The following is a 25,748-nucleotide window of genomic DNA, read 5'->3' as shown; positions in this document are numbered from 1 at the left end:
GGTGATCGGCGGGCCCTCGCTTCGGCGGGGGCCTGCTGCATGATGTGGGCATGCGTGCTGCCCGGCTGATCAAGATGGTGCTGCTGCTCCAGTCCCGGCCCTCCATGACGGCCGCCGAGCTCGCCCGTGAGCTGGAGGTGTCGGAGCGGACGGTCACACGGGACGCGCAGGCGCTGTCGGAGGCCGGTGTGCCGGTCTACGCGGACCGGGGCCGGGCCGGTGGCTACCGGCTGGTCGGCGGGTACCGGACGCGGCTGACCGGGCTGCACCGCGGCGAGGCCGAGGCGCTGTTCCTGTCCGGGGTGCCGGGGGCGCTGCGCGAGATGGGGTTGGAGGACGCGGCCTCGGCGGCCCGGCTGAAGGTGTCGGCGGCACTGTTGCCGTCCCTGCGGGACGCTTCCAGGACGGCGGCCCAGCGGTTCCACCTGGACGCGCCGAACTGGTTCAAGGAGCCGAAGACGCCCGTGCTGCTGCCGGCTGTCGCGGACGCGGTCTGGGACGACCGGCGGATCAGCGCCCGTTACCGGCGCGGGGAGGACGAGGTCGTCCGGGAGCTGGAGCCGTACGGGCTCGTACTGAAGGCCGGCGTCTGGTACCTGTGCGCGCGGGTGGCCGGGGGCTCCTTCCGGGTGTACCGGATCGACCGGTTCACGGCCGTGGAGCCGGGCGCCGAGCGCTTCGAGCGGGAGCCGGAGTTCGATCTGCCCGCGTTCTGGGAGGAACGGGCGGAGCAGTTCGCGCGGTCCATCCTGCGGGCGCGGGTCGTGGTGCGCCTCTCCCCCGACGGTGTGCGCGGACTGCCGTACGCCGTCGATTCGCCGACCGCCCGGGAGGCGCTGGCGGACGCGGAGGCCCCGGACGGCGACGGCTGGGTGACCGTTGCCCTGCCGGTGGAGTCCGAGGAGGTCGCCCACACGCAGCTGGCGGTCCTGGGCCCGGAGGTGGAGGTGCTGGCGCCGGAGGGCCTGCGTGAGCGGTTCGCCGCGGACGCGGCTCGGCTGGCCCGGCTCTACCGGCCCTGGTGCGGCGCATAACGATCCCGCGCACTCCGGGTGCGCCCCTGTGCCCCAGGGCCGATGCTTGACCCGTGATGGACGAGACGGAGTTCTGGGAGCTGGTGGACGACGCCCGGCAGGCCGCCGAAGGCGACCCGGAGGAGCAGGCCGACCTGCTCGTGGACCGGCTCGCGCGGCTGGACCCGGACTCGGTCCTGGACTTCGCCCGGCACTTCGAGTCCCGCTACAACCGCGCCTACCGCTGGGACCTGTGGGGCGCCGCCTGGGTGCTGCTCGACGGGGCGAGCGACGACGCCTTCGACTTCTTCCGGTGCTGGCTGATCGGCCAGGGCCGCCATGTCTTCGAGGGCGCCGTGCACGACCCGGACTCGCTCGCCGATCTGCTGGACGACTTCGACGAGGAGATCGACGGCGACGGCGAGGAGCTCGGCTACGCGGCGGACGAGGCCTACGAGCAGCTCACCGGCGCGGTCGCCCCCGACCTGGAGATCGCGCCGGCGCCCCCGGAACCGGAGGGCACACCGCTCGACTTCGAGAACGAGGGGCTGCTCGCCGAGCGCTATCCCCGGCTGTGGGAGCGCTTCAGGGGCTGATCAGGCGGCCCGGTGGCGGCTCGCGTCGGACGGGACGTACGCGTGCGCCCGGTCGGCCCGCACCGCGTGGTGCATCGGAGCCGCGTTGGCCCGGTCGAGGGCGGACGCGGTGACCGCGGCCGGGCCCAGGACCACGGTCGCGACCGCGCAGAGCACCGCCCAGGGGCCGCGTCCGCCCCCCGTCCGCACACCGGCGTCTCCCGTGTCTCCCGCGTCACCCGGGGCCTTCGCGCCACGGTTGCTCATGGTCCCCACCCTCCGGTCGGCTGCCTGTGCGGACGACCGTAGGGGGCCGGGATCTCAGGACGCCGCGCGTTCGCTGAGACCTTCCTGTGGACCGTCCGGCCGGCCCTGGAGCCGGGCGGCGAGGTCCCTGATCTCAGGCAGGCGGGCGTGCAGGGCGGCGCCCGGGCAGCTGGTCATGTAGCCGTCGTTGTGGCCCGCGAGGGCGGGCAGACTGGCGGTGGAGCCGGCCGCGTACCGGCTCAGGCCGTTGCTGGAGACCAGGCGGACGTCCGAGCGCGGGTCGGTGCCGGTCAAACCCAGCTTCCACGCGGACAGCGCGGCGATCGCGCGGACCATGGGTCGCGGGACGGGCATGCCCTCGGTGAAGGTGCCGAGGGCGGCGATGCCGGTGGTGCGGTGGTTGAAGCCCTGGGTGTGGGCGCCGGTGACGGCGCGCTCCACGCCCCCGGCGCGGCCTTCGTAGACGGTGCCGCAGCGGTCCACGACGAAGTTGTAGCCGATGTCGTCCCAGTCCCGGGTGCCGGTCTGGCCGGTGTAGAGGTCCCGGATGATGCGGGGCGCGTCGGCGCAGTCGTAGCCGTTGGGCGAGTCGGTGTGGTGAATGAAGACGGCGGCGACCCGGTCGTCGTAGCGGGGGCGGGGCTGCGCGCGGGCGGCGTCGCCCAGCCAGTGCGCTCTCGGCACGATGTGCGGGCGGGGGGCGGCGTAGGGCATGGCGGTGGAGCGGGGCGGGGCGGCGCGGGAGCCGGTCTCGGCGGCGTTCTCGACGCCGTGGGCGCACAGGACCAGCGCCACGACGGCGGCGACCCCCGGCAGGCAGCCGAGCAGTGCCCGGGCCGTGCGCGGCAGGCCGGCTATGCCGGGTGTCCCGTCGGCGGAGTGCCTGCGTGCGCCCCGCCGTCTTCGGAAGACACGCATGGTCCCACTGTCGGCCTGATCCGGTCCGTCCGCGATGTGTGATGTGCCACCCGGTGGAACCATCGTCACGGTCCGCGGCGTTTTTCCGAGTGCACGCCCGCGTGGCCGATTGCGATCATCCCGCGCGCGTGTGACTGATCACCGGGCCCTCCCCCCGCGTATTAAGGGGTTCCGAGAGAAAGGCGGCGTGCGTGGACCTGCTCGACATCCTGCTGTTGCTGGTCGTCCTGGCCTACGCGGCGTCCGGGTACCGGCGCGGGCTGGTGGCCGGCTGTGTGTCGCTTGCGGGCTTCGTGGGTGGCGCGGTCGTCGGCGTGTGGATCCTGCCGTGGGTCATGGACCTGGTGGAGCCGGGGACGACGCGGGCGACGGTGACGGCGGTGTTCACGGTGCTGCTCCCGGCGGCCGTGGGGCACGAGCTGGCGGGCCGCCTCGCGCTGCGGCTGCGGCGGGAGCTGGACCGGGGGCCGCTCAGAGTGGCGGACGGGATCGGCGGGGCCGTGGCCAACGCGGTGGCCGTGCTGATCGTGGCGTGGGTGGCCGCGAGCGTCCTGGGCGCTTCCTCGTCGCCGCTGGTCACCTCGGCGATCCGGGACTCCCGGCTGCTCGGCGCCGTGCAGCGGACGATGCCGGACACGACGCCGGCCTGGTTCTCGGGGGCCACGTCCGCGCTGACGCAGGCGGGTTTCCCGCAGGTCTTCAACCCCTTCGAGAACGAGTCGACGGCCGAGGTCGCCAAGCCCACCGGCGACAGCGTCACGGCCGCCGCCACCGACGCCGCCAAGCGGAGCACGGTGAAGGTCGAGGGCGTCGCGGGCACGCAGGGCCGCGAGGGCAGCGGGTTCGTCTACGCGCGCGAGCACGTGATGACCAACGCCCATGTGGTGGCGGGCATCGACGAGCCGACCGTGCAGATCGGCGGGGTCGGGCGGACGTACGAGGCGCGGGTGGTGCTCTTCGACCCGCAGAAGGACGTGGCCGTGCTGTACGTGCCGGATCTCAAGGCGCCTGTGCTGCGGTTCGACGACGACGCCGACCGCGGCGACTCGGCGGTCGTCGCGGGCTATCCGCAGGACGGCGACCTGGACCTCCAGGCGGCGACGGTCGCGAACCGGGTGCGGGCGACGGGCCAGAACATCTACAACGACGGGACCGCCACCCGGGAGATCTACTCGATCCGCTCCACGGTCCGCCCCGGCAACTCCGGCGGCCCCCTGCTCACCACGGACGGCCGGGTGTTCGGCGTGGTCTTCGCCCGCTCCACCACGGACGCCGAGACGGGCTACGTCCTGACGGCGGACGAGGTGGCCTCCGACGCGAGCAGCGCTGCGGACGCGACAGCGCCGGTGGACACGGGCGAGCTGGCCGCGTCGTAGCCCCGGCTCACAGGAAGCGCCCCATGAACACGTCGTCGACGTACGTCCCGTCGAGCAGGAACTCCTCGGGCAGGATCCCCTCGACCACGAACTCCTCGGCCGCGTAGAGCGCCCGGGCCGGGGTGTTGTGCCCGAGGACCCGCAGGGTGATGCGGCGGGCGCCGCGCCGGCGGGCCTCCTCGACGGCGGCCCGGACCAGTGCCCGCCCGACCCCCCGGCCGCGCGCCCCCTCGGCGACGGCGAGGCCCTGGATCTGGCGGACGTGCCGGTTCGAGTCGAGCGGAGTGGGGAATCCGAGGTGGACGTAGCCCGCGAGACGGCCGTCGAGCTCGGCGACGAGGCAGTCCTCGGGGGTGTGCCGCTCACTGAAGAAGGGAGCGTAGGGCGGCTGGGGCTCGGGCATCACCGCGTGCAGAGGCGACCAGGTGAGCCGGTCGAGCAGGGCCAGCTCACCGTCGTCCTCGGGCCGGGCGGCACGGATGCGCGGTGCGGGGAGCTCGGGCATGGGCGTCACCCTACGGCGAGCGGATCAAGGTCTTGCAAGGGTTTTACGGAGCCGCCCGGCAGGATGGGTTCATGGAGCGTTCAAGAATCGCGGTGGCGGGTGCGTCCGGTCTCATCGGCAGCGCCCTGGTGCGGTCCCTGGCCGCCGAGGGGCACGAGGTGCGCCGCCTGGTGCGCGGCACGCCCGGCTCGGCCGGGGAGATCCGCTGGGACCCCGAGGGCGGGCGGGTGGACGCGGCCGGGCTCGCCGGGTGCCACGCGGTGGTGAACCTGGCGGGGGCCGGAGTCGGCAACCGGCGCTGGACGGACGCCTACAAGCAGCGGATCCGCGACAGCCGCGTGAAGGGCACGGCGGCCCTCGCCGAGGCGGTCGCCTCACTGGACGCGAAGGACCGGCCGCGGGTCTTCGTCAACGGCAGCGCCATCGGCTACTACGGCGAGACCGGGGAGCGGACGGTCGACGAGAGCGCGCCCGCGGGAGAGGGTTTCCTGCCCTCGCTGTGCGTGGAGTGGGAGGGGGCCGCCGAGCCCGCCCGGGAGGCCGGGGCCCGCACCGTGTTCACGCGGACGGGGCTGGTCGTCTCGCGCGAGGGCGGTGCCTGGGGGCGGCTGTTCCCGCTGTTCCGGGCGGGGGCCGGCGGGCGGATGGGGGACGGGCGGCAGTACTGGTCGTTCGTCGCGCTGCACGACGAGGTCGCCGCGATCCGCCATCTGATCGAGACCGACGGTCTGTCCGGGCCGTTCAACGTCACCGCCCCGCACCCCGTGACGAACCGTGAGATGACGGCGGCCATGGGGCGCGTGCTGCACCGCCCGACGCTGTTCCCGGTGCCCGCGACCGTCCTGCGGACCGTGCTCGGCGAGATGGCCGGGGACGTGCTCGGCAGCGCCCGGGTGCTGCCGACGCGTCTGCTGGAGTCGGGCTTCCGGTTCGCCTTCCCGGAGATCGAGGGAGCGATCCGGGCGGCGCTGTGAGGGGCCTCCGATCCGCCGGGACGGGCCTCGACGGCGCACACCGGCCGCCTGTCCGGGATCCGGCCGGCCTTTCCGAGACAGCTTCCCGAGCCGCACACCAGCCCCCTGCGACCACTTCATGCCCACATGACGCCCGTATGCGACCGCTGTGCGACCGTGCCCTGCCGATGCGCGACTCCCGCTGACCGATCGCGGTCCTACCCTCGACCAGAACTCGCGTATCCCTGCGGCCTGTTGAGGGCATGACGTCTCCAGCGCCCGCGCAACCTCGAGGAGGGGCACGTGCTTGAGCCCGCGTACCAGGCGGACGTGGTCGTCGTGGGGGCCGGGGTCGCCGGACTCTCGGCCGCGCACCGGCTGACCAGCGCAGGAGTGACGACCATGGTCCTGGAGGCCGCCCACGGGGTCGGCGGCCGCATGGCGACGGAGAAGGTCGACGGCTTCCGGCTCGACAGGATCGGCCAGTTGCTGTCCACGGCGTATCCCGAACTACGGCTGACACCCGGTCTCGACGGGCTGGTGCTGCGGCCCTTCGCGCCCGGTGTCCTGCTGCACGGCGACGGCCGCCACCACCGCGCGGGCGTCCAGCCGGGCGCAGGGGGCGCACGGGGCGCACTGCACGCGGTTCGCGCGCTGGCGAGTGTTCCCCGGCCGCCGTCCGCACCGAGGCCGCCCAGGAGGCCGGTGGCCGTGCCCGGCCGGCAGGTCTCCGTCCCCCGGAGCCGGTCCGGCGCCCCGCTCGGCACGGCCGTCGACCAGGCCCGGCTGGGTGCCGCCCTGACCCGCCTGGCGGGCACCCCGGCCGAGCGGCTGCTGGCCCGCCCGGAGTCGCCCGCCGGTGAGGCCCTGGCGGCGCGCGGACTGCCTGCCCGTACGATCGACGGCTTCCTGCGTCCGCTGCTCGCGGCGCTGCTGTGCGACCCGGGCCTGACGACGTCCAGCCGGTGCGCGGACCTCGCGCTGCGCGCCTTCGCACGCGGCCGGTTGTGCCTGCCGGAGGGCGGCGCCGACGCCCTGCCGGAACTGCTGGCGCGCACGCTGCCGCCGGGCACGGTGCACACCGGCGTACGCGTCACCTCCGTGTCGACGACGTCGGTGACCACCGCGGAGCACGGTGAGATCCGCTGCCGGGCGGTACTGGTGGCGACGGGTGCGCGGGCCGCCGCGGAGCTGCTGCCGGGGTTGCGGGTGCCGGAGTTCCATCCGGTGACGGTGGTGCACCACACGACGGACGAGCCGCCGGGGACGGGGGCGTCGCTGCTGCTCGACGCGGATCTCGGCGGGCCGGTCGCGCACACGGCGGTGGTCAGCCAGGTCGATCCGTCCCGGGCGCCGGCGGGGCGGGCACTGGTGTCGTCGACGGTTCTCGGGCGGCCTCCCGGGGATGTCGACACCGCCGCGCGCATGCATCTGGCACGGCTGTACGGGGTGTCGACGGCGCGGTGGGAGACGCTGGCCGTGCACCGGACGGTGGAGGCGGTGCCGGCGATGCGGCCGCCGCATGATCTGCGGCGGCCGGTGCGGTTGCTGGCCGGGCTGTATGTGTGCGGGGATCACCGGGACACCAGCACTGTCCAGGGCGCTCTGCACTCCGGGCATCGGGCGTCGGCGGCGATTCTGGCGGACTTGGGGGCGGGGCGGTCGATGCATGTTGCCGATCCGCTGCCGACTGTGCCGCGGGCTGCTTAGGGCGCTTCGTCGGCTGCGGGCGCGTGGGGGGTGTTCGCGCCCACGCGGCGGAGCCGCATAATCGGCACAGCCCCGCGCCCCTAAAGAAGGGCCGCTACCTTGTCGCGGTAACTGCGCACCGGCGCCGCGTCCTTGTACGGCTCCAGCCTTCGCTCGAAGTCCCGCACGTACTCCACCGCCCGCACCGAACGCATCTCCGCCGCCTGGCCTGCCGCTTCCGCGGCGAGCTGGCAGGCCTGGTCGAGTTCGCCGAGGCCCAGGCGGGCGGTGGCCAGGACGATCCGGCAGAAGAGGCGGCTGCGGGCGTAGGAAGGGGCCCGGAGCTGGAGTGAGCGTTCCGCGTGCTGGGCGGCGGCGCGGAACTGCTGCAGGTCGCGGTGGCAGTGGCCGAACTCGTCGGCGAGCTGGGCCTCGTCGAAGAACTTCGCCCAGTACGGCACGTCGTCCCCGGGCCGGGCCGTCTCCAGGGCGCGTTCGGCGCGGACCAGGGCCGCGGTGCAGGCCCGGACCTCGCCGAGCACCCCGTGCCCGCGCGCCTCGGAGGCGTGCAGCAGAGCCTGGACGACGGGCGGGCCGGAGGTGCCGGCGCCCTGCTGGGCCACGCGGGCGAGCTGCACCGCCTCCCGCCCGTGCCCGAGGTAGACGGCCTGACGGCTCATGGTGACCAGCACGTACGCCCCGTACGTCCGGTCCCCGGCAGCCTGGGAGAGCCGCAGCGCCTGCACGAAGTAGCGCTGGGCGAGTCCGTGCGCGGCGATGTCGTACGACGTCCAGCCCGCGAGCCGGGTCAGGTCGGCGGCGGCCGCGAAGAGCCGGCGGCCGGTCTGCTCGCCGTAGGTGCCGCGCAGCATGGGCTCGCACTCGTGCTCCAGGTAGCGTACGAGGGCCTGGCGGGCGTGGCCGCCGCCGTAGGCGTCGTCGAGAGTGCGGAACAGTTCGCCGACCGAGCGCAGGGCGGCGATGTCGCCGGCGGTGACCTTCTGGCCGGGCCCGCGTTCGGCCTGGCCGCGCTGGCGGGGCAGGGACGGCACGCCCTGCTCGGGCGTGGCCGTCGGGCGCGGGGCCGGGCGGCCCTGCGCCGGGATACCACGGCCGCCGGCCGGCTCGCCCCGGGCGACCTTCTCGTCGGCCCGGCCGATCAGCCAGTCCCGGCTGGGCACCACGAGCCCGGCCGGGGTGAAGGCGATCTTGCGGAGTTCGGCATGGCTGCCGGAGTCCTTGCGCCACAGCCCGCTGACGATGTCGACGGCCTCCTCGGGGGTGGCGGCGAACTCCAGCCCCGCGTAGACCGGGGCGCAGGCGTCCAGGCCGAGGTCCTGGGCGGTGAGGCGGCGGCCCAGGCGCCGGGTGAAGACCTCGGCGATCAGGGCGGGCGTCGTGCCCCTGGGCTGCTGACCTCGCAGCCACCGGGTGACGGATGTCTTGTCGTATCTCAGATCAAGCCCGTGTTCGAGACCGAGCTGGTCCACGCGACGGGCGAGTCCCGCGTTGGAGAACCCCGCTTCTGCGATGAGCGCGGCGAGCTGTCGGTTGGGGGTGCGCTGCGCGGGTCGTTCCGTCATGGTGCGGTGCGGTCTCCTGCCTTCCGGTGCTGGTGATGTGCCGGATTGCCTGTGAGCAGGCCTTTTGGCTTGCTGAACGGCGCGAATGTAGCGGAGAGTAAGCACCCCATCACACATTTTCCCGGACATTCATCCGATCGTGTGAGGATTGCCTTCGGGGCTGACGTGTCCGGGCCGGACGTACAGTGGCTTGGGCGCGCTACGTGCCTGACACACCCGTCCGAGGGAGGCGCTTGCCGTGAGTGGGTTGCGGTTCGTCCGCATGGGGTTCGGTGACGAGGCCGTCGAGTACCAGGAGGCGTGGGACGAGCAGCGCCGGGTGCACGCGGCGCGCTTCGCCGACGAGGTCCCCGACACCGTTCTGCTCCTGGAGCATCCCCCGGTCTACACGGCCGGACGGCGCACGGCGGACAGCGAGCGGCCCCTCGACGGCACTCCCGTCATCGACGTGGACCGCGGCGGCAAGATCACCTGGCACGGCCCCGGCCAGCTGGTGGGCTACCCGATCCAGAAGCTCCCGCGCCCCGTGGACGTCGTGGCGCACGTGCGCCGCCTCGAGGAGGCCCTGATCCGCACCTGCGCGGAGTTCGGCCTGGAGACGAGCCGGGTCGAGGGCCGCAGCGGCGTGTGGATCCTGGGCGACCCGGTCGAGCAGCGCCCCGCGCTCGGCGGGCTGTCGCTGGACTTCGACCCCCGGCTGCACGACGAGGAGTTCGACCCGCGCATGAACGGCCCGGAGTACGCGCCGTCCAACGCGGGCCAGCGCCGCGAGGACCGCAAGATCGCCGCGATCGGCATCCGCGTGGCCAAGGGCGTCACCATGCACGGCTTCGCGCTCAACGTGAACCCGGACAACAAGTGGTTCGACCGGATCATCCCGTGCGGCATCCGGGACGCGGGCGTCGCCTCACTGGCCGGCGAGCTCGGCCGGGACGTGACGATCGAGGAGGTCCTGCCGGTGGTCGAGCGCCACCTGCGGGAGGTCCTGGAGAACGCGGAGCTGAAACCGCGGGAGATCGAGAAGACCCCGGCGGCATAAGTGCGCGCGTGGAGGGGCTAGCACCCACACAGGCATTCAAATCGACGGGCGTACCCTTGAGGACGCCGAAGAATCAAACGCTAGGGAGCCGGTCGTGTCCGCAGTCGCACCCGACGGACGCAAGATGCTGCGCCTGGAGGTCCGCAACAGCCAGACCCCCATCGAGCGCAAGCCCGAGTGGATCAAGACCCGGGCGAAAATGGGTCCCGAGTACACCGCGATGCAGAAGCTCGTGAAGAGCGAGGGGCTGCACACCGTCTGCCAGGAAGCCGGCTGCCCCAACATCTACGAGTGCTGGGAGGACCGCGAGGCGACCTTCCTCATCGGCGGCGACCAGTGCACGCGGCGCTGTGACTTCTGCCAGATCGACACCGGCAAGCCCGAGGCGCTCGACCGCGACGAGCCCCGCCGCGTCGGCGAGTCCGTCGTCACGATGGACCTGAACTACGCCACGATCACCGGCGTCGCCCGCGACGACCTGGAGGACGGCGGCGCCTGGCTGTACGCCGAGACCGTGCGCCAGATCCACCAGCAGACGGCCGGGCGCGAGGCCGGCCGTACGAAGGTCGAGCTGCTGGCCCCCGACTTCAACGCGGTCCCCGAGCAGCTGGCGGAGGTCTTCTCCTCCCGGCCCGAGGTCTTCGCGCACAACGTCGAGACGGTCCCGCGGATCTTCAAGCGCATCCGCCCCGGCTTCCGCTACGAGCGCTCGCTGAAGGTGATCACCGAGGCGCGCGACTACGGCCTGGTCACCAAGTCGAACCTCATCCTCGGCATGGGCGAGACCCGCGAGGAGGTCAGCGACGCGCTGAAGCAGCTGCACGAGGCAGGCTGCGAGCTGGTCACCATCACGCAGTACCTGCGCCCCTCCGTGCGCCACCACCCGGTGGAGCGCTGGGTGAAGCCCCACGAGTTCGTGGAGCTGAAGGAGGAGGCCGAGCAGATCGGCTTCTCCGGCGTGATGTCCGGGCCGCTGGTGCGTTCCTCGTACCGCGCCGGGCGGCTCTACGGGATGGCCATGGAGAAGCGCGACGGGCACGTCGCGGCGCCGGCCGTCTGACGAACCGTCACCACCCCTGCCCACCCCAGGGCGGACAAGCGTGTGAATTCGCGCACAAGAGACTACTCACCGGTAGCGACCGATTTGACGCGGTCCTGACCGTCCTCGCAGATGAGGGCACATGTCAGGACCGCGTCGGCGTTCCACCGCTCCCCGCCGGGGCTTCATGGGTGTTTGACCGGCCGGTCACGCCCTGGTAACACCAATCAGTGACGCTGAACTCACAGCACGTACACCCATGACCCGAGGGGGACCTCACCCATGCAGGCCGCGCCGCCCGTCCGCGCCACCGCGATTCCGTCCTTCACGACAGCACTGCGCGCCGTCGAGTCGCTGCTGATGAGCAGCGGTCAGCGCACCGCCCGCCGCAACGCATGGACCTCCGTGCTGGAGGACCGCCGTCGCGCCAAGGACCGGGTCGAGACGCAGCGCGTCATCGAGCAGTCCCTGTCCGTCCGCCCCTGACCCACGGCCCTCCCCCAGGGGCCCCGGCGGGCACTGCCGTCGTCGGCGCTTGTGGGGCCACGTAGACTTCGTGGCATGGCGAGGAAGGAACCTGCAGCGGACGCTGCGAACCCCGGGCGACTGAAGCAGATCGCTCTGACCTACAAGATGACCCGCAAGGCCGACAAGAAGATCGGCCTTGTACTCGCGGCAGTCGGAATCGTCACCTTCGGTGTCTTCCTCGCGATCGGTTTCTTGATCGGTCACCCCATCTATCTCGGCATCCTGGGCCTCCTGCTCGCCTTCCTCGCGTCGGCGATCGTGTTCGGGCGCCGGGCCGAGCGGGCCGCCTTCGGGCAGATGGAGGGACAGCCCGGCGCCGCGGCGGCGGTGCTCGACAACATCGGCCGGGGCTGGACGACGACCCCCGCGGTGGCGATGAACCGCAGCCAGGACGTGGTGCACCGGGCGGTCGGCAAGGCCGGCATCGTCCTGATCGCCGAGGGCAACCCGAACCGGGTGAAGACCCTGCTGGCCGCCGAGAAGCGGAAGATGAACCGCATCGTCGCGGACGTCCCGGTGCACGACCTGGTCGTGGGCACGGGCGAGGGCCAGGTCGAGCTGAAGAAGCTGCGGACGACCATGCTGAAGCTCCCGCGCGTGCTGACCGGCCCGCAGGTCACGTCCACCAACGACCGGCTGCGCGCCCTCGGTGACCTGATGAGCAACATGCCGCTGCCGAAGGGGCCGATGCCGAAGGGCATGCGGCTGCCGAAGGGCGGGCCGAAGGCTCGCTGACACCCCGCACACGACATGAACGAGGGGCGCCCGGATCACACCGGGCGCCCCTCGTTCGTGTCACTTGCGGGTCAGATGCGGACCTCGACCGTGCCCGCCAGCCGGTCGTGCAGGCCGCGGCCGTCGCGGTCCCAGATCAGGGCGGGGATCGCGAGGAAGAGCAGGACCGTGCGCAGTACGGCGCGCCACGGGCTGACCCCGCCGGTCTCCAGGGCGAGCACCCGCAGGCCGAGGAGGCGCTTTCCGGGGGTGAAGCCGACCGAACCGACGGTGAGGACCATCAGCGCGAACATGATGAGCGGCGCCCAGATCTGGGCCGCGTCGTTGTAGCTCTGCGTGATGAGGCCGTATGCGATCAGGAGGCACAGGCCCCAGTCGACCGCGAGAGCGCCGAGCCGGCGGCCCGGGCGGGCGATCGAACCGGGTCCCTCCTCGGGCAGACCGAGTTGCTCGCCCCGGTATCCGAAGTCGACACCGGCCTCTTCCGCGGCCGCGCGGGGCCCGGAAAGCCACGATCCGAGTGCTTGCCTGTTGTCCACCCGTCCACGGTACTGCGCCCGTAAATGACCAGGGCACGGCGGGGTGTGTCCGGGCTACGGTGGAGGGTGAGCCGGTTAACTTGTGCGAAACAAATGAGTCACGCCCGAGAAACCACCCGTCCCTAGGGTCGAGGTCAGCGTGTGCCACCCGCACTGGCCGCACGAACGAACTACCACCCCGGCGGGACGGTCGGGAGTAGGAGGAGCTGGATGTTCCAGAACGCCGACGAGGCCAAGAAGTACATCGCGGACGAGGACGTCAAGTTCATCGACGTCCGCTTCTGCGACCTGCCGGGCGTGATGCAGCACTTCACGATCCCTGCCGAGGCCTTCGACCCGGCCGAGGAGCTCGCCTTCGACGGCTCCTCGATCCGCGGCTTCCAGGCCATCCACGAGTCCGACATGGCGCTCCGCGCGGACCTGTCGACTGCCCGGGTCGACCCGTTCCGCCGCGACAAGACCGTCAACATCAACTTCTTCATCCACGACCCGATCACGGGCGAGCAGTACTCCCGTGACCCGCGCAACGTGGCGAAGAAGGCCGAGGCCTACCTCGCGTCGACCGGTATCGCGGACACCGCGTACTTCGGCCCCGAGGCCGAGTTCTACGTCTTCGACTCGGTCCGCTTCTCCACCTCGGCGAACGAGAGCTTCTACCACATCGACTCCGAGGCCGGCGCCTGGAACACCGGTGCGGTCGAGAACAACCGTGGTTACAAGGTCCGCTACAAGGGCGGCTACTTCCCGACCCCGCCGGTCGACCACTTCGCCGACCTGCGTGCCGAGATCTCCCTCCAGCTGGCCGCCTCCGGCCTCCAGGTCGAGCGCCAGCACCACGAGGTGGGCACCGCCGGCCAGGCGGAGATCAACTACAAGTTCAACACGCTGCTCGCCGCGGCCGACGACCTCCAGCTCTTCAAGTACATCGTGAAGAACGTGGCCTGGCAGAACGGCAAGACCGCGACCTTCATGCCGAAGCCGATCTTCGGTGACAACGGCTCGGGCATGCACGTGCACCAGTCGCTGTGGACCGGCGGCCAGCCGCTCTTCTACGACGAGGCCGGCTACGCGGGCCTGTCCGACACCGCCCGCTACTACATCGGCGGCATCCTCAAGCACGCCCCGTCGCTGCTGGCCTTCACCAACCCGACGGTGAACTCCTACCACCGTCTGGTCCCGGGCTTCGAGGCGCCGATCAACCTGGTGTACTCGCAGCGCAACCGCTCCGCGGCCATGCGTATCCCGATCACGGGCTCCAACCCGAAGGCGAAGCGCGTCGAGTTCCGCGCGCCCGACTCCTCCGGCAACCCGTACCTCGCCTTCTCGGCCCTCCTCCTCGCGGGTCTCGACGGCATCAAGAACAAGATCGAGCCGGCCGAGCCGATCGACAAGGACCTCTACGAGCTGGCTCCGGAGGAGCACGCGAGCGTCGCGCAGGTGCCGACCTCCCTCCCGGCCGTCCTCGACCGCCTGGAGGCCGACCACGAGTTCCTGCTCCAGGGCGACGTGTTCACCCCGGACCTGATCGAGACGTGGATCGACTACAAGCGCGCCAACGAGATCGCGCCGCTGCAGCTGCGTCCGCACCCGCACGAGTTCGAGCTCTACTTCGACGTGTGATCGACGCCTGATCGAGGCATGACGCTCGCGCCCCCGCTGTCGTTCCGACAGCGGGGGCGCGAGCGTATGTTCTATTCTTGGGTCAGGATCTCACGGGGGTGGAGCGGACATGCCGGAGCACGAACAGGACGACCAGCAGCGGGAGTTCGACCTCAGATGGGCGGACGGAGCCGAGCACAAGGAGCCCTCGGCCCGGGCCCGTATGCTCGCCGCCCGCTGGAAGGACAACCCGCCCGGTCCCGTGCCGTTCCGCGCCGACCCGGAGTACGTCTCGTCCCGCCGCCGCTCCTCCTGGATCTCGACCGCCGTGGTACTGGGCTGCGTGGCGGCGGTGATCGTGCTGCTGGGGTACATCAACTTCCGGGCGCCCTACTAGACGACGGCGGCTGCTAGCGTCCGGCCCCGTGAACGACAGCGTGCATGTGGGCAACGCGGGCCGGGACGCGGCGCTGGACCGGGGATGGCTCCTCGGGCATTTCAAGGACGCCGGGGATCCGCGCCACAGCGAGGCGGTGGAGATCAAGTGGGGTGTGCACCCGCGGGGCGACGAGCGCTCGCGGTGGGTGAGGGGTGAGGAACGGACAGCGCTCCTGGTCCTGATCAGCGGGCGCTTCCGCGTCGAACTCCCCGGGCGCAGTGTGCTGCTGGAGCGGCAGGGGGACTACGTCGTGTGGGGGCACGGGGTCGATCACTCCTGGTACGCGGAGGAGGAGTCGGTGGTGCTGACCGTGCGGTGGCCGTCCGTGCCCGGCTACGCGGTGACCGCCGACGGCTGACGGCTTTGCCGGCCCTGGGGGCGATCACGACCCCTTCGTGGGCCCGGGTGCGCACGTATCGAGCAGGACATGAGCCGCTGGTTCCCGGTGTGGGGAGCGCCGGGACTGTGAACGCCCCTCGGGGCCGGGGGCCGCGTGAGTGAATGGCCGTATGAGTGAGCTGATCCCCTTCACACACGTCATCGGCGGTGAACGACTCAGCGGGCTGACCACCGGTGGCGGCGAGAGGGCCCGGGCCACGGTCGTCCTGCTGCACGGCGCGGGCAACGGCAGCAAGGAGCGACTGGTGCCGCTGCTGGCGGAGTTCGCCGCCCACGGCTGCCACGCCCTCGCCTTCGACTTCTCGGGACACGGGCAGAGCACGGGCCTGCTGCCCGAACTGAGTCTGCGCCGCCGCTTCGAACAGGCCGTCTCCGTCATCGACGCCCGCGCGCGCGTGGACGGGCCGCTGGTCCTGGTCGGGTTCAGCATGAGCGGCCAGACGGTGGCGGATCTCGTACGGCATTACGGGGACCGGGTGGCGGCCCTGGGGCTGTGCGCGCCGGCGGTGTACGCGGCCGAGGCGTGGGACGTGCCGTTCGGCGCGGGTGACGGGCGGTTCAGCGAGATCATCCGCAGGCCCGGGAGCTGGCACGCGGCTCCCGGACTCGACGCCCTGCGGGCGTTCGAGGGACGGGCGGTGCTCGCGGTGCCGGGCACGGACGAGGTCATCCCGCCCGCGGTGACGGAGGCGTTCTCCCAGGCGCTGGCGCGGCGCGCCCAGTTCACCCACTGGGAGCTCCCCGACGCCGGGCACCGGTTGGGCCTGTGGTTCGGCGGCCACCCCGACGACCGGCGGGAGTTCGTCACCGCCGTCCTGACCGGGCTCGGCGAGCGGGGCTGGACGGCGACCCGCGCGTGGGTGGCCAAGCAGCTCCCCGAGGGCCGTACGGTCGACAAGTCGGCTTTCATGACCGGCGGCTGGAGCGCCCAGATGCGGCGGCTCACCCTCGACGACGGCACCGAGCTGGCGCTGCGGACCTTCGTGAAGCCCTTCTTCCGGCGGCACGCGCCCGGGCTGCTGGCCCGCGAGGCGGAGATCCTCACGCTGCTCGCGGAGCAGGAGGGGGTGCCGGCCGCCGAGCTGGTCGGTGTCGACGCGACCGGCGAGCACTGCGACCATCCGTCCCTGCTGATGTCCGTGCTGCCGGGGCGGGTCCGGGTCGACGAGGAGGAACTCGGCCCGCGGGTGGACCTGCTGGCGGGTCAGCTGGCCCGGATCCACCGGATCGTCCCCCGTCAGCGTCCGCGCCCGTACCAGGCGTGGACGTCGCCGGCGGCGGTTCCCCCGGGGTGGGAGCGGGCCGTGGACGTCATCCGCCGCGATCCCCCGCCCTACGACGGCTGCTTCCTGCACCGGGACTTCCATCCCGGGAACGTCCTCTTCACCGGTTCGGGGGCCGGTCTGCGGGTCAGTGGTGTCGTCGACTGGGTGGAGACCTCGTGGGGTCCTGCCGACCTGGACGTCGCGCACTGCTCCACGGCACTCGCGCTGCTGTACGGACCCGGGTACGGCCTCGGTTTCCGGGAGCGCTACGAGGCCCGGGGCGGTCGCCGCCTGGCCGTCGGCCCGGAACATCTGTACTGGCGGCTGCTCGACGCCCTGGCGTACGTCCCCGACGCGGCGAAGCTGGCGGGGCCGTGGCGGGAGCTGGGGCGGACCGATCTGACGCCGAAGGTGCTGGGTGAGCGGCTGGAGGCGTATGTGACGGGGCTGCTGGAGCGGTACGCCTGAGGCGTTCGGTCACGCGCGCCGGAGCTTACCCTCGCCTCGCACGTACACCCCCGCCCGCGCCGCCGTCACCGCCGCCTCGGCGGCCCGGTCGGCCATGGCCTCGTCGAGCCGGCCGCCGCTGATCAGCAGGTGGTAGTAGAGCGGGGCGGACACCGCGCGGACCACCTCGTGCGCGTCGGTGCCCTCGGGTGCCTCGCCCCGGTCGACGGCCTGCCGGACGCAGGGGGCCCACTCCCGGACGCGGATGTCGTAGAAGCGGTGCAGCGCCGCGGCCGTCTTCGCGTCGCCGGTGGCCGCGGCGATCAGCGCCTTGAACAGCGGCCCCTGCCGGGGGTCCGTCAACGTGCGCTGCACGAGACGGGCGTTGGCCGTCAGGTCGCCGAGCAGTGAGCCGGTCTCGGTGCGCGGCGCGGACTGCTCGGCCATGTCCGCCAGGAGGTCCGCCACCAGACCGGTCACTGTTCCCCAGCGGCGGTAGACGGTCGTCCTGCCCACGTCTGCGCGGCGCGCGATCTCGGCCAGGTCCAGGCCGGTGAGGCCCTGCTCGGTCAGGGCGTCCTCGGCCGCCCGCAGCACCGCCTCCCGCACTCGCGCCGTGCGCCCCCCGGGCCGTACGGTCCCCGGTTCGCCCCCCTCAGCCATAACGGCGCTCCCGTTCCATTAGTGACTCCATCCTGCTACCTTAGTGACTACTAACGGAACAACAGACCCATTAAGAAGGGGTCGTCGCCGAGAGGGGTCCGAGATGGAATACAGGCGATTGGGCGCGTCCGGGCTCATGGTCCCGGCACTGAGCTTCGGAGCCGGCACCTTCGGCGGCCGAGGCCCGCTCTTCGGCGCTTGGGGCACGACCGACGCGCAGGAGGCGCGCCGCCTGGTGGACATCTGCCTGGACGCCGGGATCACGATGTTCGACACCGCCGACGTCTACTCCGCCGGCGCCTCCGAGGAGGTGCTCGGGGAAGCGATCAAGGGCCGCCGCGACCAGGTGATCGTGTCCACCAAGACGAGCCTGCCGATGGGCGACGGGCCGGGCGACGCGGGCTCTTCCCGCTCCCGGCTGATCCGCGCCTGCGAGGACGCCCTGCGCAGGCTCGGCACGGACCACGTCGACCTCTTCCAGCTCCACGCCTTCGACGCCGGGACGCCGGTCGAGGAGGTGCTGGCCGCGCTCGACTCACTGGTCCAGGCGGGCAAGGTGCGCTACACCGGTGTCTCCAACTTCTCCGGCTGGCAGGTGATGAAGTCCCTCGCGGCCGCCGAGCGGCACGGCCGTCCGCGCTATGTGGCGCACCAGGTGTACTACTCGCTGATCGGCCGCGACTACGAGTGGGAGCTGATGCCGCTCGCCCTCGACCAGGGCCTCGGCGCGATCGTCTGGAGCCCGCTCGGCTGGGGGCGCCTCACCGGCAAGGTCCGCCGCGGCACACCGCTCCCGCCCGACAGCCGCCTGCACCGCACCGCCGGCTACGGCCCGCCCGTCTCCGACGAGCACCTCTACGGCGTGGTCGACGCACTGGACGAGATCGCGGAGGAGACGGGCAGGGCGGTGCCGCAGATCGCCCTCAACTGGCTGCTGCGGCGACCGACCGTGTCCTCCGTCCTCATCGGCGCCCGCGACGAGCGGCAGTTGCGCCAGAACCTCGGCGCCGTCGGCTGGAGCCTCACCCCCGAGCAGGTGGCGAAGCTCGACGCGGCGAGCCACCGCCCGGCGCCGTACCCCTATTTCCCCTACGAGCGCCAGGAGGGCTTCGCCCGCCTGAATCCGCCGGTCTTCACGGCGCCCGGCCGGGCGGCATGAGCGAGCGCCGGGCACCCCGTGGCCCGGGGCGCCCGGCGCTCGGACCGGAGCGGCTCAGCGCGCGTACCGCATGAACGCCCGCACCATGTGGCACGTCGTGTCCGACGGCGGGTGGACGCCGATCAGTTCCGCCGTGTCGCGGATCGTCTCGTTGCGGGCCTGGTTCGGCATGAAGATCCCGGAGTCGAGCAGGGCGATGGCGAGGCGCATCGCCTTGAGGCGGCGGTTGTGCGTCACGTACCACTGGCGCGGCCGGCCCGGCGGCAGCGGCCGCTTCTCCACGGGCGCGTACGGCAGGTCGAGCAGGACGGGACGCTTCGCGGTGGACTGGGTGGGCAACGGCTTCGACTTCAGGGCGGCAGCGGGCACAGGCATCCTCCTGTCGCGGTCGGGCGGCTCACCGAAGACGTCGGCATCTCCGGCGCCACCCTCGAACACTGCTTACAGTCTACCGCCCGGCACTGACAACGGGCAGTGTGCAGAGCCCGGCAAACGACCAGGTGAGCCAGGTAATTGACGTCCCGTCACGACAGGTTCGCGAGGTACGGGTGGGGTGTCGGAAAATCGAACAAGACCGTCGGGCGCGTACCGTGTGCACATGGAGATCTGGATCAACCCCGCGTGTTCGAAGTGCCGCAGCGCCCTGACGCTGCTCGACGCCGAGGGTGCCGACTACACCGTCCGCCGCTACCTTCAGGACGTGCCGAGCGAGGACGAGATCCGGGACGTGCTCGAGCGCCTCGGTCTCGAACCGTGGGACATCACCCGCACCCAGGAGGCCGACGCCAAGGAGCTCGGGCTCAAGGAGTGGCCGCGGGACGCCGGTTCGCGCGATCGCTGGATCACGGCACTCGCCGGGCATCCGAAGCTGATCCAGCGCCCGATCATCACCGCGGACGACGGAACGGCGGTGGTCGGCCGCACCGACGAGGCCGTGCGGGACGCCCTGTCGCGCTGACGGCACGCCATCGCGCATGTGGCACAGGTCACTTCAGGGACTCCTGTAAACCGCTGAGTAACCTCGTTCGGTATCTCGTACATAGCGGCGTACGCTCCCCTACCTCTTCAGGAGGCGCGCATGTCGCGCAGGAGAACACTCGGCACGAAGAAGAAGATCGCGCTGCTGGTGAGCGCGGCGACGGTGGCGGGAGGCGGGGCCTTCGTCATGGCGAGCACGTCGAACGCCGCCCAGACCCCCAAGTCGGCGTCGGAGTCGACGGTCTGCCTGGGTCTGGCCACCGCCCTCGGCAACAACCAGAAGTTCATCGCGGACCAGCGGGCCGCCCCGGACGCGCAGTCCGAGGCACGGATCGCCAACCGCGAGGCGGTCGTCGCGGAGATCAAGCGGAAGCAGGAGGCGTCGGGGTGCGCCGTCGGGGAGTCGGCTCAGGACTCCCAGACCGCGCAGCCGTCGCAGCCGGCGCAGCCCTCGGACCCCGCGGAGTCGGCGCAGCCCTCGCAGCCCGCCGCGTCCGCCCCCGCCGCGGACCCCGGCGGCGGTGCCGCGGCCTCCGGGCAGCAGGTGTGCAACGGCTCCACCGTGACGCTCTCCGGCGAGGGCGGTGCGCCTGCCGCGTCCAGCAACCAGTTCCCGGCCGGCACGAAGCTGAAGGTCACCAACCTGGACAACGACAAGTCCACGACGGTGGAGGTCACTTCGGTCTCCGGCAGCTGTGCGCTGCTCAACAACGCGGCCTTCGAACAGGTCCGTGAGCCCGGCAAGTTCCTGATCCGCCGGGCCCTGATCGAGAAGGTGGGGTGAGGCCGCAGGCCGACTGAAGGGATGAGGCGGCGGCCACCCCCTCGGCCGCCCCCTCGTACGTGTCACCGGTCCTGCTGCTCCCGGCCAGGGGCAGCAGGACCGGCGTGTCTGCGGCACAACACCCTCTCGGTGGTGAAGCGCGGCACAGCGGTGCCAGGTAACACGGGGTTCACATACGAGCAATGGCCGGGAAATCGCCTGTTGACAGGCTGCCGGGCAGCTGAGGCGGCGCCCCAGTGCCGCAGCGCCGCAGCACCCGCATCGCGCCTAGACACACCCCCGAAGGATGAGGCCCGTGACCTTCAAGGCTGAGTACATCTGGATCGACGGCACCGAGCCGACGGCCAAGCTGCGTTCCAAGACGAAGATCATCGCGGGCTCTCCCGCCGGTCTCGACGCGCTGCCGATCTGGGGCTTCGACGGGTCCTCCACCAACCAGGCCGAGGGCCACGCCTCGGACTGCGTCCTCAAGCCGGTCTTCACCTGCCCGGACCCGATCCGCGGCGGCGACGACATCCTGGTGCTGTGCGAGGTCCTGAACATCGACCTCACACCGCACGCCACCAACACCCGTGCGGCGCTGGCCGAGGTCGAGGAGAGGTTCGCGGCGCAGGAGCCGATCTTCGGCATCGAGCAGGAGTACACGTTCTTCAAGGACGGCTACCCGCTCGGCTTCCCCAAGGGCGGCTTCCCGGCCCCCCAGGGCGGCTACTACTGCGGTGTCGGCGCCGACGAGATCTTCGGCCGTGACGTCGTCGAGGCGCACCTGGACAACTGCCTGAAGGCCGGTCTCGCCATCTCCGGCATCAACGCCGAGGTCATGCCCGGCCAGTGGGAGTTCCAGGTCGGCCCGGTCTCCCCGCTGGAGGTCTCCGACCACCTGTGGGTGGCCCGCTGGCTGCTCTACCGCACCGCCGAGGACTTCGACGTCGCCGCCACGCTCGACCCGAAGCCGGTCAAGGGCGACTGGAACGGCGCCGGCGCGCACACCAACTTCTCCACCAAGGCGATGCGCGAGTCCTACGACGCGATCATCACCGCGGCCGAGTCGCTCGGTGAGGGCTCCAAGCCGCTCGACCACGTCAAGAACTACGGCGCGGGCATCGACGACCGCCTGACCGGCCTGCACGAGACCGCCCCGTGGAACGAGTACTCCTACGGCGTCTCCAACCGCGGTGCCTCGGTCCGCATCCCGTGGCAGGTCGAGAAGGACGGCAAGGGCTACATCGAGGACCGCCGCCCGAACGCCAACGTCGACCCGTACGTGGTGACCCGGCTGCTCGTCGACACCTGCTGCTCGGCTCTGGAGAAGGCCGGCCAGGTCTGATCCACGCGCCTTCCCGAGAGGGGCGCCTGCCGTCTTGGCGGGCGCCTCTTTTGCGTATCCTGCGCCGTCATGGGGACCGACGGGGTGGGGCGAGTGCATACGTACGGCTCGGCGGGGGACGTGTCCGGGCTGCTGCGCGCGATGGAGTCGACGGACGCGGACGTGCGCGAGGAGGCGATGAACCGGCTGTGGCCCGCGGCCTGGAACGACGACGACCTCGCCGTGGCGACCGCGGGTGCGGTGCCGCGACTGGCCCGGCTCGCCCTGGAGGGGCCCGGCCACCGGGAGGACCTGCTGCGGCTGCTCGGCAGCCTCGCGACCAGACCCGGGTGGCCGAGCGAAGAGGAGCCGGCCCCGCGGGCGGTGGCGGACGAGCTGCCGCCCCTGCTGCCCTTCGCGCACCACGCCGACCCGCGGGTACGGGACGCGATGGTGCTGCTGATCGCCGCGTGCGGCCGGGAGGACTGCCTGCCCCTGTTGCGCCGGCGGCTCGGCCAGGAGACCGACCCGCCGGTGCGTGCCCACCTGGTGACCGCGCTCGGGCTGCTGGATCCCGGCGACGGCGCGCGGCGGAACGCTCTGCTCACCGACCCTGAACCCCGGGTCGCGCTCGCCGCCGCCGAGGACCTGCTGCGCACTGCCGAACTGCCGCTGCCCGAGCCGCTGGTCGACCACTGCGTGCGGGCGTACACGGCCGACCCGCACGAGCCGGACCCCCGCCCTGGGGCCGGACCCGCACAAGCCGTACACCGACCGGCTCCTGGAGGACCCCGAGGCCGCGCTGCGGGCCGTGGCCGGGGGTGTGCCGCTCGCCTTCGACATCACCGCCCGTTGGCGCGACCGCGAGGCCGACGTGTTCCCCTGGGTGCTGCGCGAGACGGAGGGCGAGGCCTGGGAGCTGCACCGGCTGGCACAGCTGACCTGCGCGCTGCCACCGGAGCTGCACCCGCGCGTGCGTGACCACGTGCTGCCCCACCTGACCTCCTCCGTGCCGGACTTCCGGGCGGCTGCGATCACCGTGCTCGCCCGGGCGAAGGTGCCGGAGGCCGTCGAGGAGGCCGTACGCCTCGTGGAAGAGACGCCCGGTTCGTACGGTACGGCCCGCGCCGCCCACGCGGTGGCCGAGGAGTTCGGAGCCGGGGCCCGGGCTGTGGCGCGGGCCGTGGCCCGGCAGCTGGGAAGCGCCCGTCCGGATCTGGTCGAGGTGCTGACGCGGTTCCCCGAGGTGGCGGCCGACGCCGTCGAGGAACTCACCGTGCTGCTCTCCCGCACGGGCACCGGACACCCGCCGGTCGCGGTCGCCGTGCTGGGCCGGATGGGTCCCGCCGCCGGTGAGCGGGCGCAGCGGGCGCTGCTGGCCTGCGTGACCGAGCAGGCCCACCTCTCGGTCTCGGCGGTCGCCGCGGTCGCACACCACCGGGTCAGCGATGACCCCGAGCCGGCCCTGTCCTTCTTCCTTCGACAGGTGGACGAGCGGTACCCGTTTCCGATGATGGACCGGGCGAGTGAACTCGGGCCCGCTGCCGCGCCCCTGCTGCCGTTCATCGAGCCGTCCCTCACCGACGACGGCTCGTCCCTCGCGGCTCTGGCGGTCTGGCGCATCACCGGCCGGACCGAGGACACCGTGCGGCCCCTGGCCCGGCAGGCACTCGAGTGGGAACGGTTCTACGGCGGCAGGCCCCACCCCGTGGTGACGCTCACGGAGATGGGACTCCTGCCCCGCTTCGCCGTGGCCCCGCTGCGACGGGGAGCCGAGGCGCGGCACCGGGTCGTGCACGACTTCATGTCCGGCGACGGCCCGCATCCGGACTACGTCGTCCGGGCGGCCGTCCGCCACCTGCTGGAGACCGCCCGGGTCGTGGACTGAGGCCGGCTTTCCGCCAGGAAACGTCCACGCAGTGAGAGAAGTCTGCTGCCACGGGCGGGGGTCTGCTTCAATGGGCCCATGACCGGCTACCAGAAGCACACCGCGACGGGTCGCCATGACCTCGAGCCCTTCTGGCCGTCCCGCCAGGACCACGACTTCGACCGGGTGTGTTGCCGCGCGACGAACGCGCCGGCCCTCTAAAGCCGTACACCCCGGCCTTCGGCCAGCGCGAACCGCGTACGTCCCTCGGCGAGCCCGACCACGAATCGCGGCCGTCGATCTCCCCGACGAACTCCTCGCGCGAAAGAGCTGACCTCTCATGGCGACCACTCGTTCCCTGTCCACCGCCGCCCCTCTCGACGCCCCCGCACCGCACGGCCCCCGGCATCGGCTGCGTGCCGTCGACCGGGACGAGGTGGTGACGGTCGCGGACCTGCTGCCGGGTGCCACCTGGCTGCCGGCGCCGCAGCACACCCTGCCCGTGCTGCCGGGGCAGCCGCCGATGATCGGCTACCTGGTGCTCGTCCCGGCCGACCAGCAGCCGCCGTTCCCGGTGGCGGTGCCCGACCTGCCGCAGGCCGCCGGCCCGGAGACCGTGGCCGAGCCGGGCGGCGAGCCGCTGATCCGGGTCGACACCGTGCAGCGCACCGCCCGGGTGGCCGGACGGCCGCTCGACCTCACGTACCTGGAGTTCGAGCTGCTGGCGCACCTGGTGGCGCACCCGGGCCGGGTGCACACCCGCGACCAGCTGGTCGGCACGGTGTGGGGCTACGGGCACGTGGGCGACGGCCGCACGGTCGACGTCCACATCGCCCGCCTGCGCCGCAAGCTGGGCGTGGAGCACCGCGACACCATCCGCACCGTGCGCCGCGTGGGCTACACGTACGTACCGCCGACAGCGCACTGAGGCACGTCCCCGCCCGCCCTGTTCCGTCGCGTCGTGTCTGCTGACAGCAGATCCCCGTTCCGTCCCCTCGCCCCACCGGGCAGAGTCACCGGCATGAGGCTTCTGATGCTGGGTGGTACGGAGTTCGTGGGGCGGGCCGTCGTGGAGGCGGCGCTGGGGCGGGGCTGGGAGGTGACCGTCTTCCACCGGGGGCGGCACGACGCACCGCCGGGCGTGCGGTCGCTGCTCGGTGACCGCACGGCGCCCGGCGGCCTGGCAGCCCTCGAGGAGGATCCGGGCGAGTGGGACGTCGTCGTCGACACGTGGTCGGCGGCGCCGCGCGCGGTGCGGGACACGGCGCGGCTGCTGCGGGGCCGCGCCGGCCGGTACGTGTACGTGTCGAGCTGCTCGGTGTACGCGTGGGCCCCGCCCGCCGGGTTCGACGAGGAAGCGCCCCTGGTGGAGGGGGCGTCGGCCGACGCGGAGCAGACCGCGTACCCGCAGGACAAACGGGGCGGCGAGCTGGCCGTGCTGGACGCCTTCGGCGCGGACCGGTCGGTGCTCGTACGGTCCGGGCTGATCCTCGGCCCGTACGAGAACATCGGCCGGCTGCCCTGGTGGCTGGGCCGGACGGCACGCGGGGGGCCGGTGCTGGCGCCGGGCCCGCGTGAACTGCCCCTCCAGTACGTGGACGTGCGCGACCTGGCCGGGTGGATCCTGCACGCGGCCGAGCGGGAGCTGAGCGGGCCGTACAACCTGGTCAGTCCGCAGGGGCACGCCACCATGGGCGCGTTGCTGGAGACCTGCGTGCGGGTCACCGGCGGCGCCGCCGAGCTCCGCTGGACCGAGCCCGGGGTGATCCTGGAGGCGGGCATCGAGCCGTGGACCGAGCTGCCGGTGTGGGTGCCACCGGGCAGCGACCTGCACGACGCCCTGCACAGCGCGGACGTCTCCCGGGCGATCGGGGCCGGGCTGGTCTGCCGGCCCGTCGAGGAGACGGTGGCGGACACCTGGCGGTGGCTCGAGGACCTCGGGGGTGTGGCACCCCAGCGCCCGGACCGGCCACGCTCGGGACTCGACCCGGAGGTGGAGGCGAAGGTGCTCGCGGCCGGCTGAGCCGCACGAGGTGTACGTAGCACCACCCCCGGCCGGGTGTCCCGGCCCCGTGACCCGGCA

Annotated in this window: 28 protein-coding genes; 21 read left to right on the top strand and 7 right to left on the bottom strand. The window is 72.5% G+C overall.

What is annotated here, in order from left to right; all coding sequences use genetic code 11:
* The first annotated feature begins 50 nt into the window (after positions 1-50).
* Both IO24_RS0103790 and IO24_RS0103785 read left to right on the top strand, forming a co-directional pair.
* Positions 51-1,034 carry a helix-turn-helix transcriptional regulator gene (locus IO24_RS0103790; protein ID WP_031131773.1) on the top strand — a complete coding sequence of 328 codons (984 nt, stop codon included), beginning with the start codon at positions 51-53 and terminating at the stop codon, positions 1,032-1,034.
* Positions 1,035-1,087: 53 nt separating this feature from the next.
* Positions 1,088-1,609, top strand: coding sequence for a DUF4240 domain-containing protein (locus tag IO24_RS0103785; protein ID WP_199808820.1), 522 nt, complete (start codon positions 1,088-1,090; stop codon positions 1,607-1,609).
* Here the strand turns inward: IO24_RS0103785 and IO24_RS0103780 are convergent, their stop codons facing one another.
* Both IO24_RS0103780 and IO24_RS0103775 read right to left on the bottom strand, forming a co-directional pair.
* Positions 1,610-1,855, bottom strand: a complete 246-nt coding sequence (locus IO24_RS0103780; protein ID WP_234335192.1) for a hypothetical protein — start codon at positions 1,853-1,855, stop codon at positions 1,610-1,612.
* Positions 1,856-1,909: 54 nt separating this feature from the next.
* Positions 1,910-2,773, bottom strand: coding sequence for a peptidoglycan recognition protein family protein (locus IO24_RS0103775; protein WP_234335191.1), 864 nt, complete (start codon positions 2,771-2,773; stop codon positions 1,910-1,912).
* 191 nt (positions 2,774-2,964) lie between these two features.
* Between IO24_RS0103775 and IO24_RS0103770 the strand changes: the two genes are divergently transcribed.
* Positions 2,965-4,149, top strand: a complete 1,185-nt coding sequence (locus IO24_RS0103770; protein WP_031131765.1) for a MarP family serine protease — start codon at positions 2,965-2,967, stop codon at positions 4,147-4,149.
* A gap of 7 nt (positions 4,150-4,156) precedes the next feature.
* Here the strand turns inward: IO24_RS0103770 and IO24_RS0103765 are convergent, their stop codons facing one another.
* A complete protein-coding gene (locus IO24_RS0103765; protein ID WP_031131763.1) occupies positions 4,157-4,654 on the bottom strand; it encodes a GNAT family N-acetyltransferase in 498 nt (165 codons plus the stop codon).
* A gap of 71 nt (positions 4,655-4,725) precedes the next feature.
* On the opposite strand from IO24_RS0103765, the gene IO24_RS0103760 reads away from it, so the two are divergent.
* The gene (locus IO24_RS0103760; protein ID WP_031131761.1) at positions 4,726-5,628 is read left to right on the top strand and encodes a TIGR01777 family oxidoreductase; all 903 of its coding nucleotides are present in this window, start codon (positions 4,726-4,728) and stop codon (positions 5,626-5,628) included.
* A 282-nt stretch (positions 5,629-5,910) separates the two neighbouring features.
* Positions 5,911-7,317, top strand: a complete 1,407-nt coding sequence (locus tag IO24_RS0103755; protein ID WP_031131759.1) for an NAD(P)/FAD-dependent oxidoreductase — start codon at positions 5,911-5,913, stop codon at positions 7,315-7,317.
* 80 nt (positions 7,318-7,397) lie between these two features.
* On the opposite strand, the gene IO24_RS0103750 is transcribed toward IO24_RS0103755, so the two are convergent.
* Entirely contained in the window at positions 7,398-8,879 is a 1,482-nt protein-coding gene (locus IO24_RS0103750; RefSeq protein ID WP_031131757.1) for an NsdA family TPR-like regulatory protein, read from the bottom strand.
* Positions 8,880-9,117: 238 nt separating this feature from the next.
* On the opposite strand from IO24_RS0103750, the gene lipB reads away from it, so the two are divergent.
* The 4 genes from lipB (at position 9,118) to IO24_RS0103730 (ending at position 12,220) form a co-directional block, all read left to right on the top strand.
* Complete coding sequence (lipB, locus tag IO24_RS0103745; protein WP_031131755.1) at positions 9,118-9,918, top strand: lipoyl(octanoyl) transferase LipB; 801 nt, start codon at positions 9,118-9,120, stop codon at positions 9,916-9,918.
* Between the two features lie 94 nt (positions 9,919-10,012).
* A complete protein-coding gene (gene lipA / locus IO24_RS0103740) occupies positions 10,013-10,978 on the top strand; it encodes a lipoyl synthase (RefSeq protein WP_031131753.1) in 966 nt (321 codons plus the stop codon).
* Positions 10,979-11,239: 261 nt separating this feature from the next.
* Entirely contained in the window at positions 11,240-11,443 is a 204-nt protein-coding gene (locus IO24_RS0103735) for an SCO2195 family GlnR-regulated protein (RefSeq protein ID WP_030837456.1), read from the top strand.
* A gap of 75 nt (positions 11,444-11,518) precedes the next feature.
* Positions 11,519-12,220, top strand: coding sequence for a DUF4191 domain-containing protein (locus tag IO24_RS0103730; RefSeq protein WP_031131751.1), 702 nt, complete (start codon positions 11,519-11,521; stop codon positions 12,218-12,220).
* 71 nt (positions 12,221-12,291) lie between these two features.
* Here the strand turns inward: IO24_RS0103730 and IO24_RS0103725 are convergent, their stop codons facing one another.
* Positions 12,292-12,759, bottom strand: coding sequence for an RDD family protein (locus IO24_RS0103725; protein ID WP_031131748.1), 468 nt, complete (start codon positions 12,757-12,759; stop codon positions 12,292-12,294).
* A gap of 210 nt (positions 12,760-12,969) precedes the next feature.
* Between IO24_RS0103725 and glnA the strand changes: the two genes are divergently transcribed.
* From glnA to IO24_RS0103705, 4 genes are all read left to right on the top strand, one after another.
* Positions 12,970-14,379 (top strand): type I glutamate--ammonia ligase, encoded by a 1,410-nt coding sequence (gene glnA / locus IO24_RS0103720; RefSeq protein WP_031131746.1) that lies wholly within the window; start codon positions 12,970-12,972, stop codon positions 14,377-14,379.
* A 109-nt stretch (positions 14,380-14,488) separates the two neighbouring features.
* Positions 14,489-14,755 carry an SCO2583/SCO2584 N-terminal domain-containing protein gene (locus tag IO24_RS0103715; RefSeq protein ID WP_031131744.1) on the top strand — a complete coding sequence of 89 codons (267 nt, stop codon included), beginning with the start codon at positions 14,489-14,491 and terminating at the stop codon, positions 14,753-14,755.
* Positions 14,756-14,783: 28 nt separating this feature from the next.
* Complete coding sequence (locus IO24_RS0103710; protein ID WP_031131742.1) at positions 14,784-15,155, top strand: cupin domain-containing protein; 372 nt, start codon at positions 14,784-14,786, stop codon at positions 15,153-15,155.
* 151 nt (positions 15,156-15,306) lie between these two features.
* A complete protein-coding gene (locus IO24_RS0103705; protein ID WP_031131739.1) occupies positions 15,307-16,929 on the top strand; it encodes an alpha/beta fold hydrolase in 1,623 nt (540 codons plus the stop codon).
* Positions 16,930-16,938: 9 nt separating this feature from the next.
* Here the strand turns inward: IO24_RS0103705 and IO24_RS0103700 are convergent, their stop codons facing one another.
* On the bottom strand, positions 16,939-17,571 hold the full coding sequence (locus tag IO24_RS0103700) for a TetR/AcrR family transcriptional regulator (protein WP_031131737.1): 633 nt from the start codon (positions 17,569-17,571) through the stop codon (positions 16,939-16,941).
* A 103-nt stretch (positions 17,572-17,674) separates the two neighbouring features.
* On the opposite strand from IO24_RS0103700, the gene IO24_RS0103695 reads away from it, so the two are divergent.
* Positions 17,675-18,730 (top strand): aldo/keto reductase, encoded by a 1,056-nt coding sequence (locus tag IO24_RS0103695; protein ID WP_031131735.1) that lies wholly within the window; start codon positions 17,675-17,677, stop codon positions 18,728-18,730.
* Between the two features lie 54 nt (positions 18,731-18,784).
* Here IO24_RS0103695 and IO24_RS0103690 read toward each other — a convergent pair whose 3' ends face one another.
* Entirely contained in the window at positions 18,785-19,099 is a 315-nt protein-coding gene (locus IO24_RS0103690) for a hypothetical protein (protein ID WP_031131733.1), read from the bottom strand.
* Positions 19,100-19,328: 229 nt separating this feature from the next.
* Here IO24_RS0103690 and IO24_RS0103685 point away from each other — a divergent pair, with 229 nt between their 5' ends.
* The 7 genes from IO24_RS0103685 (at position 19,329) to IO24_RS0103650 (ending at position 25,688) form a co-directional block, all read left to right on the top strand.
* On the top strand, positions 19,329-19,688 hold the full coding sequence (locus IO24_RS0103685) for an arsenate reductase family protein (protein ID WP_031131730.1): 360 nt from the start codon (positions 19,329-19,331) through the stop codon (positions 19,686-19,688).
* A 120-nt stretch (positions 19,689-19,808) separates the two neighbouring features.
* Positions 19,809-20,492: an RlpA-like double-psi beta-barrel domain-containing protein gene (locus tag IO24_RS0103680; RefSeq protein ID WP_031131728.1), complete on the top strand. Its 684-nt coding sequence runs from the start codon at positions 19,809-19,811 to the stop codon at positions 20,490-20,492.
* A 295-nt stretch (positions 20,493-20,787) separates the two neighbouring features.
* A complete protein-coding gene (gene glnII / locus IO24_RS0103675) occupies positions 20,788-21,819 on the top strand; it encodes a glutamine synthetase (RefSeq protein WP_031131726.1) in 1,032 nt (343 codons plus the stop codon).
* A 69-nt stretch (positions 21,820-21,888) separates the two neighbouring features.
* On the top strand, positions 21,889-22,779 hold the full coding sequence (locus tag IO24_RS0103670) for a HEAT repeat domain-containing protein (RefSeq protein WP_107062887.1): 891 nt from the start codon (positions 21,889-21,891) through the stop codon (positions 22,777-22,779).
* A gap of 985 nt (positions 22,780-23,764) precedes the next feature.
* Positions 23,765-23,887 carry a hypothetical protein gene (locus IO24_RS47090; RefSeq protein ID WP_267886817.1) on the top strand — a complete coding sequence of 41 codons (123 nt, stop codon included), beginning with the start codon at positions 23,765-23,767 and terminating at the stop codon, positions 23,885-23,887.
* 118 nt (positions 23,888-24,005) lie between these two features.
* Positions 24,006-24,593, top strand: coding sequence for a winged helix-turn-helix domain-containing protein (locus tag IO24_RS0103655; protein ID WP_031131720.1), 588 nt, complete (start codon positions 24,006-24,008; stop codon positions 24,591-24,593).
* A 93-nt stretch (positions 24,594-24,686) separates the two neighbouring features.
* Positions 24,687-25,688: an SDR family oxidoreductase gene (locus IO24_RS0103650; protein WP_078899142.1), complete on the top strand. Its 1,002-nt coding sequence runs from the start codon at positions 24,687-24,689 to the stop codon at positions 25,686-25,688.
* The last annotated feature ends 60 nt before the right edge of the window (positions 25,689-25,748 follow it).

It is taken from the genome of Streptomyces flavovariabilis, assembly GCF_000725785.1.
GTDB lineage: Bacteria > Actinomycetota > Actinomycetes > Streptomycetales > Streptomycetaceae > Streptomyces > Streptomyces hawaiiensis.
This window is presented reverse-complemented; position numbering and strand designations above follow the sequence as displayed.